Source organism: Streptomyces sp. NPDC059788 (assembly GCF_042732265.1).
Lineage (GTDB): Bacteria > Actinomycetota > Actinomycetes > Streptomycetales > Streptomycetaceae > Streptomyces.
The window spans coordinates 138,667-153,234 of the sequence record NZ_JBHWHY010000003.1 but is presented as its reverse complement, the minus strand read 5'-3'; the positions used below and the strand labels follow the sequence as shown (position 1 = coordinate 153,234).

Below are 14,568 nucleotides of genomic sequence, written 5' to 3'. Positions count from 1 at the left end.
CTGTTTGGTGCCTGGCCGCGTACGGCGCTCGGGGCTTCGGCGCCCGGCCCCGGCGCCCGGCCCCGGCGCCCGGCCCCGGTGTGCGGCCCCGGTGTGCGGCCCCGGTGTGCGGTCAGCTCTCCAGCGCCTGGCCCTGGCGTGCCGTCAGCGTCGCGCCCACCGCGACCGTCAGCGCCGCCACCAGACCGGCCAGCAGCACCGCCGCGTGCCCCGCGAACGTACAGGCCAGGACCAGTACGGCGGACACCGGCAGCACCAGCTGCTGGGCCGGGCCGCGCTTCTGGTGGCGGGAATGGATCAGCCACACGGTGAACATGAACAGCGCGCCCGGCACGGTGACGCACGCGGACGCCGCGAACTCCGAGATGTGCGCCTTGCCGACCGACTCCTCCACCGCCACCTCGATGCCCGCGCCGATCGCCGCCGCCGACCCGAAGACCAGGTAGTGGCCGTAACCCCACAGGAACGCCTGGCGGTTCGAGGCGAGGTGCAGGTGGATCGGTACCGCGAAGTAGATCCAGTACGCGGCGAAGATCAGCAGCAGACCGCCCGCCGCGATGGGCAGCAGATCACCCAGCTCGTCCTGCTCGTCCACCGCCGACTGCATCGCCACCGTCGCGGCGGAGACCGTCTCGCCGAGCATGATGATGACGAACAGGCCGTACCGCTCGGCGATGTGCTGCGGATGCCAGGCCGTCTGGTGCCCGCGCTCGGCCAGTGTCGGTACGGCCATCTCCGCGACCGCCAGCGCCAGGAACACCCATGGCCGGACGTCCTGCGGCGACAGCAGCACGGCCAGCCAACCGGCCTGGCACAGCGTCACCCCGGCGGCGTACCGCAGCGCGGTCGCCCGCTCGGAGCCGGTGCTGCCGTACGCGGCCCGCAGCCACTGCGCCACCAGCGCGAGCCGCATCACCAGATAGCCGAACCAGACCACCGCGAAGTCGCCGTCGAAGGCGCGCGGCACACCCGCCGCCAGAATCAGCACACCCGCGATCTGTACGAGCGTCACCACCCGGTACAGCGCGTCGTCGGTGTCGTACGCCGACGAGAACCACGAGAAGTTGACCCAGGCCCACCAAATGGCGAAGAACAGCATCAGATAGCCGGGAATGCCGTGCCCCGGATGGCCCTCGGCGAGCGCGTGCACGAGCTGCCGCCCGGCCTGCGCGACGGCCACCACGAAACACAGGTCGAAGAACAGCTCCAGCGGGGTGGCCGCACGGTGCGACTCGGAGCGGCCGCGCGCCAGCATCCGGGCCATCATGGGCGGACCTTCCGCCCCGCCGGCCTCGTCCGGCTCGTCGTATTCACCCGGTCCGTCCAGCTCATTCGGCGCTCCTTGCTCTCGTTTCGCGTCGAGGGCTGCGTATCAGTACAGCCCGCCCGAACGAAAGCCGCGATGAGACGCGCGGGCGCTGGGGCGGCGGAATGCGGTTCTGGTACGGGGGTCTTGTGCAGGGTTTCCGTGCCGGCTTTCCGTGCCGGGATTCGTATGGGGTTATCCGGCCGGATTTCCTGGATGGGCGTATGGGTGGCGGGAGTCATCGAGGGCCGGGAACTGTTTCCGTGCAACGTGCGTTATCCGTAAAGCATTTGTGCGGGAAATGGGTGCCTGCGCCGTGGCCTGCCGCCGCGAACCGGAGCGGTTCGCGGGCACCGGCGCTTTCCGGCCTGCCGTACCCCTGCGGCGGCTGGTCCTGCCCTCGCCCGTGCGTCCGTTACATGATCAAATGCTACGTATGAGCGATAGCGCGCGTGACACCGTACTGGCCCCGCTCGACGCCCGCATGGCGGACCTCGAATCCCTCTACGAAGACCTCCACCGGCACCCCGAACTGGGCTTCCAGGAAAACCGCACGGCCGCCGAAGCCGCCCGCCGCCTGACCTCGTACGGCTACGAAGTCACCACCGGCATCGGCCGGACCGGCGTGACCGGCGTACTGCGCAACGGCCCCGGGCCGGTCGTCCTGCTGCGGGCCGACATGGACGCCCTGCCCGTCACCGAACGCAGCGACCTGCCGTACGCCTCCGCCGTGCCCGGCGTCATGCACGCCTGCGGCCACGACGTGCACGTCACGTGCCTGGCGGGCGCCGCCGACCTGCTGGCGGCAGGGCGCGGGCACTGGTCCGGCACGCTGGTGGTGCTCTTCCAGCCCGCCGAGGAGGTCGGCGACGGGGCGCGGGCGATGATCGAGGACGGGCTGTTCGCAGAGGGCGGGGGTGCGGAAGGGGCCGGCGTCGACGGGGGTGCGGGCCGGGTGCCCACTCCTGACGTGGTCCTCGCGCAGCACGTCGCGCCGCTCGGCGCGGGACTGATCTCGTACGCCCCCGGCGCCTGTATGGCCGCCTCGGACAGCCTGAAGATCACCTTCCATGGGACCGGCGGCCACGGCTCCCGCCCCGAGACCGCCGTCGACCCGATCCTGATGGCCGCCGCCTTCGTCCAGCGTCTGCAGTCCGTCGTCGCCCGCGAGGTCGCGCCCAAGGACCGGGCCGTCGTCACCGTCGGCTCCTTCCAGGCCGGCGACGCCCCCAACGTCATCCCCGACCAGGCGGTGGTGCAGCTCAGCGTCCGCACCTTCGACGAGGACGTGCGCGGGCAGGTGCTGTCGGCCATCGACCGCATCGCCAAGGCCGAGGCCGCCGCCTCGAACGCGCCGCGCGAGCCGGAGAGCGAGGTGCTGAACACGTTCCCCGTCACCCGCAACGACGACCGGACCCTGGAGCAGGTCAACGCGGCCTTCACCGACCACTTCGGCGCGGAACGGCTGTTCGGCTACGAGCCGGCTGCCGGGAGCGAGGACGCCGGCCTGATCGCCACGGCCGCCGGCGCGCCGCTCTACTACTGGTGGCTCGGCGGCTGGGAACCCGGCGAGTTCCGCGCCGCCATGGCCTCCGGACGCCTCGCCCAGGACATCCCGTCCAACCACTCACCGCACTTCGCCCCGGTCAAGCAGCCGACCCTGACCATGGGCGTCCAGGCGCTCACCGTGGCGGCACTGAGCCATCTGGAGCCGGGGCGGTGACGGCGGGCCAGGGAGCCACGATGCGTTCGACCGGGGCCTGGACGAGTGCGTCCCGTTCGGCCTCCGGGAACACCCCGGGCAGTGTGAGCTGTCCGACGATGAGCCAGCTGAACGCCAGGTAGCGGAGCCGGACGGCAGTCGCGTCCCCGGGCAGGCCGGATTCCGCGTGGTACGCCACATCGGCGTCGGCGCGGACGCGTTCGGTCAGCAGCGCGCGCCGCGCGGGGCGGCGGGTGGCTTCGAGGCGCAGTGCGGGCAATGTCAGGTAGCCGGGGCGGAAAGCGCGGACGCGGCCGACCAGTTCGCGCATCAGCGCCGTCCTTGGCCAGGACCTCGGGCGCGGCGTCGACGAGAGCGGCCCTGCGCTCGTCGTTCCTGCGGACCACTGACCGCGTTCGTAGTACTACATTCGGACCACTTCGGTGAGAACCCTATGGATGGAGTCGTCCGTATGCGCAAGCTCGTCTACTACGTGGCCGTGTCCCTGGACGGCCGCATCGCCGGCCCCGCCGGGGAGTACGACTTCTATCCGGCGGGCGACGAGGGGCAGGCCGCCGCCTACAGCTCCTGGGTCAACGCGCGCTACCCGGAGTTCGTCCCCACCGCGATGCGCGCCGCCCTCGGCCTCGCCGACACGCCCAACCGGCGCTTCGACACCGTGCTGATGGGGCTCGGCAGCTACCGGCCCGCGCTGGACATGGGCATCACCAGCCCGTACGCCCACCTGCGCCAGTACGTCGTGTCGAGCACGCTCGCCCCCGGGACCGACCCCGCCGTGACCGTGGTCCGCGCGAACCCGCTCGGGCTGGTCCGCGACCTGAAGGCGGAGAAGGGGCGGGAGCGGGACATCTGGCTGTGCGGCGGCGGCCGGCTCGCGGGCGCGCTGCTGCCCGAGATCGACGAGCTGATCATCAAGAGCTATCCGGTGGTCGCGGGGGCCGGAATCCCGGTGTTCGACGGGGCCTTCGACCCGACCGTCTTCGAGGTGACCGATCGCACGTCGTTCGACAACGGAGTGACGGTCACGCACTTCGCCCGGGCTTGAGCAGGCGGCCGTTCTTGGGCGGTGGCGGGCCCTTGACCTTGCCCTTGGGGGAAGACGCAGCCTCGTGTGTGCGGGGGATGTCCCCGTACGAGGAGGGCGGGCCGGTGGACGGAGAGACGGGGCCGGGGCCGGAGACGGCGACCGGGGCGGGCGGCAGGGACACCGGGCGGCTGCTGAGCATCGGGGCGTTCGCCAGGGCGGCGCGGCTCTCGCCGAAGGCGTTGCGGCTCTACGACGAGCTGGGGCTGCTGCCACCCGCACAGGTCGACCCCGCCAACGGCTACCGGCGCTACGCGCTCGCCCAACTGGAGCGCGCGCGGCTGGTCGCCTGCCTGCGGCGGATCGGTATGCCGCTGGCCCGCATCCGGGACGTGTGCGAGCTGGCCCCGGGCCCGGCCGCTGGGGCGGTCTCGGCGTACTGGGCGCGAGTCGAGACCGACACCGCCGCCCGGCGCGAACTGGCGGCCTTCCTCGTCGACCACCTCAAGGGGAAGGACACGACGATGACGAAGCCACCGGCAGGGACGCCGCGGACGGGGGAGCCACCGGCAGGGGAGCCGAGGCCGGCCGGAGCGCTCACCATCCGTTACGCGGCGCTCTCGGACACCGGGCTGGTACGGGAGAGCAATCAGGACACGGCGTACGCGGATGACCGGCTGCTGGCCGTGGCCGACGGTTTCGGCCGGTCCGGAGCGTCCGCCGGGGCCGCGGCCGTCGAGGCGCTGCGCGGCCTGGAGGACGTCGGCGCCGGGGTGCTGCGCCCCGGCGACCTCCTCAACGCGTTGGCGGACGCGGCCGACCGGGCGAACCGTTCGGTGCGGGAGGTCGTGGCGGCGGCCGGGCCCGCCGCCGGCTCCGGCGCAGACGCCGCGGGAACGACCCTGACCGCCATGCTCTGGACGGGCTCCCACCTCGCCCTGGTCCACGTCGGCGACTCGCGCGCGTACCTGCTGCGCGACGGTGAGCTGTTCCAGATCACGCACGACCACACGCACGTCCGGTCGCTCGTCGAGGAGGGACGGCTGACACCCGAGGAGGCCGAGTCGCACCCGCAACGCGCCCTGCTGATCAGGGCGCTGGACGGCAGCGCGGGCTTCGAGCCGGAGGTGGGACTGCGGGAGGCGCGCCCCGGGGACCGCTATCTGCTGTGCTCCGACGGCTTGTCCGCGGTGGTGCCCTCCGACGCCGTACGGGACGTCCTCGGAGCGGTCTCCGATCCCGGCCGGGCGGTACGGGACCTGGTGGCGCTGGCGCACGATGCCGGGGCGCCGGACAACGTGAGCTGCGTGGTGGCGGACGTGTCGACGGCCGCGGCGACGGGAGGGGAGGCGGGCGTGTCGGCCGCCGGGTAGCGCGCAGGCGCGCCCGGTATCGTCCTACGACGCCTCCCCCCCCGTACTGCCGCTGGAGCCCCCGTGAACGAGCCGCACGCGAACATCACCGACGGGCGTCGGGCCAAGGGGGAGCGGCGGCGGCGGGCGCTGATCGAGGCCGCGCTGCGCGTCATCGAGCGGGACGGTGCGGCCGGGGTCACCCACCGCACCGTCGCGCGCGAGGCGGACCTGCCGACGACGGCCACGACGTACTACTTCGAGAGCGTCGACGCGCTGCTCACCGCGGCGCTGACCAGCGCGATGGAGATGGACGCCGAACGGGTGCGGCAGCTCACCGCCGCTCCCGTGGACGGTCCGGGCGAGGCGGGCGCGCGCGGCGACAAGCGGCGGATGCTGGCGCGGCTGATGGCCGGGACGCTGGAGGACCGGGGGCTGCTGCTGGCCGAGTTCGAACTGTGCCTGCTCGCCGCCCGCCGCCCGGAGTTGCGCGGCCAGACCTGCCGCTGGTTCGACGCCCTGGCCGATTTCGCGCGGCTCTACACACAGGACCCGATGCGCATCAAGCTCTTCACCCGCGCTTACGACGGGCTGCTGCTGCAAGCCTTGCTGGCCGACGAGCCGCCCGCCGCCGAGGAGTTCGAGGCGATGCTGTGGGAGCTGCTGCCGGACGAGGCCGGGTAGGCGCCGGACGACGCCGGGCGGGCACCGGGGGACCCGGACACCGAACGGGACTCGGTGGTCTCCGAGGCCGCCCGCGCCAGCCGTGCCCGCAGGACGGGCAGGCCGCACAGCCCGGTCAGTACGGCCAGGACGCCCGCCGCGACCGCCACGCCGAACCCGGCCCGTACCCCCGCGCCGTCGTACACCGCGCCGCTGACCGCCGCGCCCGCCGCGATGCCCGTCTGGAGCCCCGCGATCATCCACGTCATGGTCTCCGTCAGCCGGTGGCCGGGCGTCGTGCGCTCCACCATGCTCATGATCACGACCATGGTGGGCGCGAAGAACACCCCGGCCAGGAACACCGCGAAGGACAGCGTCGCCACGCTGTTCACCAGCAGGAACGGCAACGTGGTCAGCGCCGCCCCGGTCAGCCCCGCGAGCAGCAGCCGGGGCAGCGGCCAGCTCACCCGGAGCGCGCCGAAGGCGAGCCCGGCCAGCCCGGAGCCCAGCGCGTACGCCGCGTACACGAACCCCGCCAGCGCCTTGTCGCCCTGCTCGGCGGCGAACGCCAGCCCCATCGTGTCCACGGTCCCGGCGATCGCGCCGCAGAAGAGCAGCGCCAGGGCCGGGACGCACACCGGCGCCGACCGGATCGCCGAGCGGGAACGTTCCCCCGCCGCCGGTGTGTGCGGCCGGACGGGCGGTTCGGTGTGCCGCTGCGGTACGAACAGTGCCACGCCCACCACCAGCAGCACCCCGGCCGCCAGGGGCGCGGCCTGCGGGAAGAGCGTGGTGGACAGGGTCACGGCGACGGCCGGACCGATGACGTACGTCAGCTCGTCGACCACCGACTCCATCGAGTACGCGGTCCTCAGCTGCGGCCTGCCCCGGTAGATCTCCGTCCAGCGGGCCCGCACCATCGCGCCCATGCTCGGCATCAGCCCGGACACCAGCGCGCACAGGAACAGGGTCCAGGCCGGTGCGCCGACGTGCGCGCACAGGATCAGCGCGCCCAGGGCGAGGACGCTCAGACCGGTCGCCACCGGCAGCACCCGGCGCTGTCCGCGGCGGTCCACCAGCCGGGAGACCTGGGGGCCGAGGAAGGCCATGGAGAGGGTGAAGGTGCCCGCCACCAGGCCCGGCAGGGCGTATCCGCCGGTCGTCTCGGACAGCATGGTGAGGATGCCCATGTGTGCCATCGGCAGCGGCAGCCGGGCGAGCAGCCCGGCCGCGCTGAATGCCGTGGTGCCCGGGGCGGTGAAGAGGTCGCGGTAAGGGTTGGCCATCGTGCGTCCTGTCCACGTGGGCCTTCGGCGCGAAGGCAGGCGGGAGCTCCCCGGCGCGCGACCGCACGCCGGGGAGCCGGGCATCAACTGGGACTATCGTCCCACTTTTTTTCGCGCCGTGTCGAGGGGTGACGGGACGGCGGGACGGAGGCGGGTGGACCCCCGCCCGTCCCTCGCCCTCAGGCCAGACCCTTCAGCATCCCCTTGAAGTACAGCTGCGGCAGCCCGTACCGCTTCAGGAACCACATGTCCGTACGCTCCTTCGTCGTGTCGATGAACGGGATGGACGGCGCCGGCTCCAAGTCGTAGTCGAACTCGGCGAGCAGCATCTTGTGGCGGGCGGTGACCAGGGGGCAGGAGGTGTAGCCGTCGTAGCGGGCGGTGGCCGCGCGGCCGCGCAGCCCGGCGCGCAGGTTGGCGGCGACGACCGGGGCCTGCTTGCGGATCGCCGCGCCCGTCTTGGACGTCGGCAGGCTGGCCACGTCGCCGATCGCGAACACCTCGGGGAAGTCCGGGTGCTGCAACGTCGCCCGGTCGGCCTTGGCGTAGCCGAAGGGGGAGGCCGGGTCGGCGAGCGGACTGTCCGCCACCCACTGCGGGGCGCGCTGCGGCGGCACGGCGTGCAGCAGGTCGTAGCGGATCGCCTCCTTCTCGCCGGTCGCGTGGTCGACGATCTCCGCCTCCCGCGCGGCGCCGTCCACCTGCGTCAGCTCGGACTGGAGCCGCACCTCGATGCCGTACCGCCGCGCCGTCTCCTCCAGCGCCGCGTTGAAGACCGGCACCTTGAACATGGCGGGCTCGGGCAGCACCAGGATCGTACGGATACGGCCCAGCAGCCCTCGCTTGCGCCAGTAGTCGGCGGCGAGATACGCGATCTTCTGCGGGGCGCCGCCGCACTTCACCGGCCCCGACGGCATCGTGAACAGTGCCGTACCGCGCTTGGTGCGCCGGATGAAGTCCCAGGTGAGCGGGGCGAGATCGGGGCGGTAGTTGCTGGAGACGCCGCCGTGGCCGAGGGCCCCGGCCAGGCCCGGTATGCCGTCCCAGTCCAGGCTCAGCCCGGGTGCGAGCACCAGCCGGTCGTACGAAACCGTCCGGCCCGAAGCCGTGCCCACCGTACGCGCGGCCGGGTCGACCGAGACGGCGGACTCGCGCAGCCAGCGCACACCGGGCGGTATGACCTCCGCCTCCGTACGCAGCGCGGCTCGCAGCGGCGCCTGGCCGCCGCCGACCAGCGTCCACAGCGGCTGGTACCAGTGCGTCTCGGAGGGCTCCAGCACCGCGATGTCGCGCAGTCCGGCGCGGCGCAGGCGGGCGGCGACGGTGATGCCCGCGCTGCCGCCGCCGATGATGACGACCTGGTGGTGCGACGAGGCGGAAGTCATGTGGTCTTTCCTCCTGGGGGCGGGGGTTTGGGTTCGGGGGTCGGGGGGTCAGGGGACGGGTGGGGCGGGGGTGGTCGGGGTCGGGCCGCGACTGAGCCAGGCCGGTCGGGATTCGGGCCAGGCCGGTCGGGATTCGGGCCAGGCCGGTCGGGATTCGGGCCAGGCCGGTCAGGGTCGGGCCGGTCCGGTCTATAGGCGGGGGATGCTGGTCACCGCCACCGATACGGCGAGCACGGTGACCAGTGAGGCGAACGCCGTGGACAGGGCCTGCGGCCGTACCCGGGCGGCGAGGCGGTTGCCGAGCCAGCTGCCGAGCGCGGCGCAGGCGGCGAGGGTGGCCAGCAGCGGCCAGTCCAGGCCGCCGGCGCCGGCTCGGGTGGCGAACGCCGTGGCGGAGTTGATCAGGATGACGAGGAGTGACGTGCCGACGGCGACGGGCATCTCCAGGCCGAGGACGAGGGTCAGCGCCGGTACGACGACGAAGCCGCCGCCGACCCCGAAGAAGCCGGTCAGCAGGCCGACGGCGGTCGCGGTGGCGCCGATGCGCAGGGCGGAGGCCAGGCGGGTGGTGGCCGTTGCGGGGGAGGTGGGGGAGGCGGAAGTTGCGAGGGTGCCGGTGGTGGCGGGGGTGGGGGCGGTTCGCACGGCGTGCGGGCGGTCACGGACGGCGCGCGTCTTCTCGCGTCCGGGCGTCTTCGCACGTCCGCGCGTCCCCTTCCGTTCGCGCCGCGTCTGTACGAGCATCGCCGCCGCGACCGCCAGCATCATTCCGGCGAACGCCGTCATCAGTACGGTCGGGTCCAGCGACGCGCTCCAACGGGAGCCCAGGAACGTACCGGCGGTACCCAGCCCTCCGAAGGCCGCACCGGCCGCCCAGCGGACCCGGCCCGCGCGGGCGTGAAACGCCAGGCCGGAGGCCGCGCCGATGCCGACGACGACCAGCGCGCCCGCCGTGGCCTCGTGCGGGGACTGGTGCAGCAGGTAGACCAGCGCCGGTACGGCGAGGATCGATCCACCACCGCCGAGCGCGCCCAGCAGCAGCCCGATGACCAGCCCGCACGGCAGCGCCGCGACGGCTATGAGGGGCATGACCGGTGCCGGGATGTCGGAGGCAGAGGTATCAGGCTTGCGGTCGGTGGCAACGGGCCCGCTGCCTTCGGTATCAGGCCCGGTGCCGGCGGTATCGGGCCCGGTACCGGCGCTGTTGGGCCCGGCGTCGGTGCTGTCGGGCTCGCCGCACCGTACGGAACTCGGCCGGCCGTCATGACGGACACGCGGCGCGCGGCGCCAGCTCGACCGCCTGGCTATCGCTGGTCCACTCGGCGACGAAGGTGAAGCGGTCGCCCCGTACGACGGTCTCGCGCCACTCCACCGGCCGCTCCCCGGAGCGCCCCAGCCGCTCGATGGCGAACGCGGGCTCCCGGTCGGCCAGCCCCAGCAGCCACGCCTGCCGGATGTCGGGCAGGAACGGGTGGATGCGCTCCCGGCCGCCGGTGACCTTCACCCCGCAGCGCCGCTGCAGCTCCCCGTACAGCGAGGTGTGCCGGAAGTCCGCGTCGAGCAGCGGCTCCGCGACCTCGGCGGGCAGATACGTGGTGTCGTGGGCCAACGGCTCGCCGTCCGCCAGCCGCAGCCGCTCCAGCACGACCAGCGGCGCGTCCGGGACGAGCCCGAGCTGGTCGGCGACCGGGCCGTCCGCCGTCCGTTCCAGCCGCAGCACCTCGCTGCGCTGCTCCACGCCCTGGCCCTCCAGCTCACGGAAGAGGCTGTAGAGCGAGCCGAGTGGCTGCTGTATGCGCCGGGTGTTCAGGCGGCTGGCGCGGCCACGTTCGGCGATCACCAGGCCGTCCGCGCGCAGCTTGCGCAGCGCCTCGCGGACGGTGTGCCGGCTGACCTCGTACTCCCCGGTGAGACGATGCTCGGCCGGGAACTCGTCGGTGAACTCGCCCGCCTCCATGCGGCGCCGAAGGTCTTCGGAGAGCTGGGCCCACAGGGGCAGCGGCGAGCGCCGGTCCAGGGGGCGCGGGCCCGGGGGGTGTGCGGTCATGAGGGCGCCTCCGAGCGGATACGGGTGGTGCGGGCTGTACGGGAGGTACGAGCTGGACAGGTAGTGCGAGCTGAACGGGTAGTGCGAGCTGAACGGGTGGTACAGGCGATACGGGCGGTACGGGTAGTGCCAGCAGTGCGGGTGGTACCGGTTGTGTGGGTGGTACCGGTTGTGTGGATGGTGGGGAAGGTTCGGATGCTGCGGACCGTGTGAGTGGTGCGGGTGGTGTGGGCCGTACGGGCAGGGTGCTCGGGGCGTGCGGCGTGCCGCTCGGGCGCGTCGCCGTTCCGGAGTCGTACTTCCTCGTACATCCGCGTTCTTCCTCGTGCTTCCGCGTCCTCCTGCACCCTGTCCGTCTCCTTCCGCGTCCTTCCTCGCCCGCTGCCGAACTTGTCGACGGCAGCACCACGTGCCTAATGTACGTACATCCGTGCATCCGCACAACACATCCCCCGCGGGGTCCGCGGTTCAGCGGGCCCGCAGGAACACGGAGGTCGACCGTGCACTTCGCGCAGTACTACCTCGACTGCCTCTCCCAGGCGTCGTACCTGATCGGCGACGAGACCACCGGGCGTGCCGTCCTCGTCGACCCACGCCGCGACATCGACGACTACCTGCGCGACGCGGAAGCCGCCGGGCTGCGTATCGAGCTGATCATCGAGACGCACTTCCACGCCGACTTCCTGTCCGGACACCTCGAACTGGCCCGCGCCACCGGCGCCACCATCGCCTTCGGCGAGGCCGCCGAGACCGGCTACCCGATACGGCGGCTGCGGGACGGGGAGCGGATATCCCTCGGCGGGGCCGGAGCCGAGGCCGGAGCTGGAGCCGAGGCCGGAGAGACGGAGCCCGCCGGCGTCACCCTCACCGTCCTCGCCACCCCCGGCCACACCCCGGAATCCATCTGCCTGGTCGTCCACGAACAGCCGGAAGCGGCCGAGCCGTATGGCGTCCTGACCGGCGACACCCTGTTCGTCGGCGACGTGGGCCGCCCCGACCTGCTCGCCGCGGCCGGCCTGACGCCCGAGGACATGGCGGGCCGCCTCTACAGCTCCCTGCACGACAAGCTGCTGACCCTCCCCGACGCCACCCGCGTCTTCCCCGCCCACGGCGCCGGCTCGGCCTGTGGCCGCAACCTCTCCACCGAGACCACCTCCACCATCGGCGAGCAGCGGCGCTACAACTACGCGCTGCAGCCCATGCCGGAGGCCGACTTCATCCGTCTGGTCACGGCCGGGCAGCCCGCCACCCCCGGCTACTTCGCCCACGACGCGGCCCTCAACCGCGACGGCCACCCGCTCCTGGACACCACACCGCCCGCCGCCCTCACCCTCGACGAGGCGCTGGCCGCCCGCCGGGACGCCGGGGCCGTCCTCCTCGACAGCCGGTCCCTCGCCGCGTACACCGAGGCGCACTTCACGGGTTCGCTGCACACCAGCCTGGACACCCGGTTCGCCGAGTACGCGGGCAGCGTGGTGGAGCCCGGCACGCCGATCGTCCTCGTCAGCGACCCGGGTACGGAAGCCGAGGCGCGCCTCCGCCTGGCCCGCATCGGCTACGACCACGTCCTCGGGCACGTCCTGGACCCGGCCGCCGAACTCGCCCGCCACCCCGAGCTGGTGTCGCGCACCCGCCGCCTGGCGGCGGGGGAAGCCCCGGACGGGGAGACGCAGTTGATCGACGTCCGCAACCCGTCCGAGTACGAGGCGGGCGCCCTGCCCGGCGCGGTCAACCTGCCCCTGGCGAGCCTTTCCGGCGACTGCGCGTCCCTGGACCCGGACCGTCCGGTCGTCCTCTACTGCCGCGGCGGCAGCCGCTCCGTGATCGCCGCGGCGCTGCTGGAGTCCCGCGGCTTCCGGGACGTACGGGACATCACCGGGGGATACGAGGCGGCGGTGTCCGCCCGCGGATGAAGCCCGCGCCCCACCTGCCTCACGCCTTACGCCCCGGTGCCCGCCTCACGCCCTACGTCCCGGTCCGCTGTTCCCTTTCGCTGCTTGTGGAGCTTTGGCCGCCTCCGCAGGAGGAGAGCCAGGCAGGCGGCCGCGCATCCGGTGGCGGCCAGACGTAGTGCGCCGCCCGGGTCCGTGCCGGCGGGCGCTAGGCCCAGCCCGGCCGTCACCGTGATCGCGCACTTGGTCAGCCCGGACGCCTCGCCCGCGCGGTCCGGGCGCACCACGGCCTGAGTCGCGGTCAGTGCCAGGGCGCCCGCCACCCCTAGGGCCCCCGCGGCCACGGTGACCGCCGACAGCAGTAAGGCCAGTGAGGCGTGGCCGACCCTCGCCGACGCCGTCAACGCGGCGGCGGCGAGGCCGAGGCAGGCGGCCATCGCGGGCTCGGTGGCGCCGGGGGGCACCCGCCCGGCCACCGGCCCGGCCGCGGCCATCGCCACCGCCGGCACGAGGAAGGCGGCCCCCGCGCCCAGCACGGACAACCCCTGCGCCTCCTGAAGCATGAGCGGAACCACGTAGAGCAGCGCCACGGTCGCCGCATTGGCCACCGCACCGGCCGAAGTGAGCGCTACGTAGGGCGCGTTACGGAAGAGGGAGAGATCGAGCAGCGGGAAACGCGACCGGCGCTCGGCGCGTACGAACAGCGCCCCGGACACCACCGCGCCCACGCCCCACCCACACGCCCGCCACCACACCCCCACGCCGCCGCTCGCACCCATTCCCGTACTCACACTCGCGACGGCCATCGCCAGACAGGCAGGCACCCCGCTCCCGCTGACCAACGAGCCCCAGCTATCCCAGAGGCCCCGACTACCCCAGCTGCTCCAACTACGCCAGCTGCGCCGACTGTTCCGACTGCCCCGAGTGGCCCGAGTGGCCCGAGTGGTCCGGAACCACCGACTGCCGCGGACACGCCGACTGCCGCGGACACGCCGACCGCCCCGGGTGGCCGGGGCGCCCCCGTCGCCCTGAGCGGCCAGAGATCCCCCACCGCTTTCGACTTGCCGCAGTGGCCTCCAATCGCCACAGGTGCGGCCAGAGGAACGGCCGCTGGCCCCTGTGCCGTACGGTGCCTGGCCGTACGGTGCCCGGCCGTACGGAGCTCGAAGAAACGTTCCCTCCCGAGGTTCCCGCACGCGCCGGGCGCACAGCAGTGCCGCGGCGCACAGCGGCACATTGCTCCAGAACACCGCACGCCAGGACAGCTCCTGGGCCAGCGCCCCGCCCACGAACGGGCCGCACGCGGTGGCCAGCCCGGCCAGCCCCAAGGCGTACCCCGTCGCCACGCGTGCCCGCCCCGGCGGGAAGGAACGTGTCAGCAGTGCCAGCCCCACCGGCATGACCAGCGCCCCGCCCACCCCTTGCACCACACGAGCCACCACCAGCAACGACAACGAGGGCGCCAGCGCGCACCCCGCCGACGCGCCCCCGAAGAGCGCGAGCCCGAGAAGCAGCAGCCGCCGCCTCCCGAACAGATCGCCCAGCCGCCCGGCCGCGGGCATCAGGGACCCGGCCGCCAACAGATATCCACTGATCACCCACGGGCCCGCCGCCGCGGAGGCTTGCAGGTCACGGCGGAGCACCGGCAGCGCCATGTTCAGCGCAAAGGCATCCAGCTGCACACAGAACCCACCGATCGCAACCGCCACCACAGCCCACAACCGCCCCCACACCACCCCTGCACCACCGACACGGCGTCGCTCGTCACTCTGCTCGTCGCCCCTTTTCGCACCACTCTGCTCGGACATCCGGCACACCGGTCCACCTCTCGCGCCGCGCGGGTCGGCGCGGCGCAGTACGTACGGATGAGGAAGGTGAAGGGTGGGGGAT

Annotated in this window: 11 protein-coding genes and 1 pseudogene; 5 read left to right on the top strand and 7 right to left on the bottom strand. The window is 73.2% G+C overall.

Annotation, left to right across the window (positions count from 1 at the left end; all coding sequences use genetic code 11):
• Positions 1 to 112: 112 nt before the first annotated feature.
• Positions 113 to 1,267, bottom strand: coding sequence for a low temperature requirement protein A (locus ACFV57_RS03975; protein WP_385225390.1), 1,155 nt, complete (start codon positions 1,265 to 1,267; stop codon positions 113 to 115).
• 475 nt (positions 1,268 to 1,742) lie between these two features.
• Here ACFV57_RS03975 and ACFV57_RS03970 point away from each other — a divergent pair, with 475 nt between their 5' ends.
• Positions 1,743 to 3,029, top strand: a complete 1,287-nt coding sequence (locus ACFV57_RS03970; RefSeq protein ID WP_385225388.1) for an amidohydrolase — start codon at positions 1,743 to 1,745, stop codon at positions 3,027 to 3,029.
• Here the strand turns inward: ACFV57_RS03970 and ACFV57_RS03965 are convergent.
• Positions 2,989 to 3,342 (bottom strand): annotated as a pseudogene (locus ACFV57_RS03965) (TetR/AcrR family transcriptional regulator); the annotation flags it as partial. The gene ACFV57_RS03970 and the pseudogene ACFV57_RS03965 overlap by 41 nt on opposite strands.
• 138 nt (positions 3,343 to 3,480) lie before the next feature.
• Between ACFV57_RS03965 and ACFV57_RS03960 the strand changes: the two are divergent.
• The 3 genes from ACFV57_RS03960 (at position 3,481) to ACFV57_RS03950 (ending at position 6,089) form a co-directional block, all read left to right on the top strand.
• Positions 3,481 to 4,074: a dihydrofolate reductase family protein gene (locus ACFV57_RS03960; protein ID WP_385225386.1), complete on the top strand. Its 594-nt coding sequence runs from the start codon at positions 3,481 to 3,483 to the stop codon at positions 4,072 to 4,074.
• Between the two features lie 104 nt (positions 4,075 to 4,178).
• On the top strand, positions 4,179 to 5,426 hold the full coding sequence (locus ACFV57_RS03955; protein ID WP_385225384.1) for a MerR family transcriptional regulator: 1,248 nt from the start codon (positions 4,179 to 4,181) through the stop codon (positions 5,424 to 5,426).
• A gap of 63 nt (positions 5,427 to 5,489) precedes the next feature.
• Positions 5,490 to 6,089, top strand: coding sequence for a TetR/AcrR family transcriptional regulator (locus tag ACFV57_RS03950; protein ID WP_385225382.1), 600 nt, complete (start codon positions 5,490 to 5,492; stop codon positions 6,087 to 6,089).
• Here ACFV57_RS03950 and ACFV57_RS03945 read toward each other — a convergent pair.
• The 4 genes from ACFV57_RS03945 to ACFV57_RS03930 form a co-directional block, all read right to left on the bottom strand.
• Entirely contained in the window at positions 5,987 to 7,354 is a 1,368-nt protein-coding gene (locus ACFV57_RS03945; protein ID WP_385225380.1) for an MFS transporter, read from the bottom strand. The genes ACFV57_RS03950 and ACFV57_RS03945 overlap by 103 nt on opposite strands.
• A gap of 179 nt (positions 7,355 to 7,533) precedes the next feature.
• Positions 7,534 to 8,739 (bottom strand): FAD-dependent oxidoreductase, encoded by a 1,206-nt coding sequence (locus tag ACFV57_RS03940; protein WP_385225378.1) that lies wholly within the window; start codon positions 8,737 to 8,739, stop codon positions 7,534 to 7,536.
• 189 nt (positions 8,740 to 8,928) lie between these two features.
• The gene (locus ACFV57_RS03935) at positions 8,929 to 9,828 is read right to left on the bottom strand and encodes a sulfite exporter TauE/SafE family protein (protein WP_385225376.1); all 900 of its coding nucleotides are present in this window, start codon (positions 9,826 to 9,828) and stop codon (positions 8,929 to 8,931) included.
• Positions 9,829 to 10,000: 172 nt separating this feature from the next.
• Positions 10,001 to 10,786, bottom strand: a complete 786-nt coding sequence (locus tag ACFV57_RS03930; protein ID WP_385225374.1) for a GntR family transcriptional regulator — start codon at positions 10,784 to 10,786, stop codon at positions 10,001 to 10,003.
• Positions 10,787 to 11,286: 500 nt separating this feature from the next.
• Between ACFV57_RS03930 and ACFV57_RS03925 the strand changes: the two genes are divergently transcribed.
• Positions 11,287 to 12,699, top strand: coding sequence for a rhodanese-like domain-containing protein (locus ACFV57_RS03925; protein WP_385225372.1), 1,413 nt, complete (start codon positions 11,287 to 11,289; stop codon positions 12,697 to 12,699).
• Positions 12,700 to 12,725: 26 nt separating this feature from the next.
• On the opposite strand, the gene ACFV57_RS03920 is transcribed toward ACFV57_RS03925, so the two are convergent.
• Entirely contained in the window at positions 12,726 to 14,486 is a 1,761-nt protein-coding gene (locus ACFV57_RS03920) for an MFS transporter (RefSeq protein ID WP_385225370.1), read from the bottom strand.
• Positions 14,487 to 14,568 lie beyond the last annotated feature (82 nt).

Coding starts and splice junctions, on each gene's coding strand:
- ACFV57_RS03975 (WP_385225390.1), bottom strand. CDS start 1,267: ATGATGGCCCGGATGCTGGCGCGCGGCCGCTCCGAGTCGCACCGTGCG.
- ACFV57_RS03970 (WP_385225388.1), top strand. CDS start 1,743: ATGAGCGATAGCGCGCGTGACACCGTACTGGCCCCGCTCGACGCCCGC.
- ACFV57_RS03960 (WP_385225386.1), top strand. CDS start 3,481: ATGCGCAAGCTCGTCTACTACGTGGCCGTGTCCCTGGACGGCCGCATC.
- ACFV57_RS03945 (WP_385225380.1), bottom strand. CDS start 7,354: ATGGCCAACCCTTACCGCGACCTCTTCACCGCCCCGGGCACCACGGCA.
- ACFV57_RS03940 (WP_385225378.1), bottom strand. CDS start 8,739: ATGACTTCCGCCTCGTCGCACCACCAGGTCGTCATCATCGGCGGCGGC.
- ACFV57_RS03935 (WP_385225376.1), bottom strand. CDS start 9,828: ATGCCCCTCATAGCCGTCGCGGCGCTGCCGTGCGGGCTGGTCATCGGG.
- ACFV57_RS03930 (WP_385225374.1), bottom strand. CDS start 10,786: ATGACCGCACACCCCCCGGGCCCGCGCCCCCTGGACCGGCGCTCGCCG.
- ACFV57_RS03920 (WP_385225370.1), bottom strand. CDS start 14,486: ATGTCCGAGCAGAGTGGTGCGAAAAGGGGCGACGAGCAGAGTGACGAG.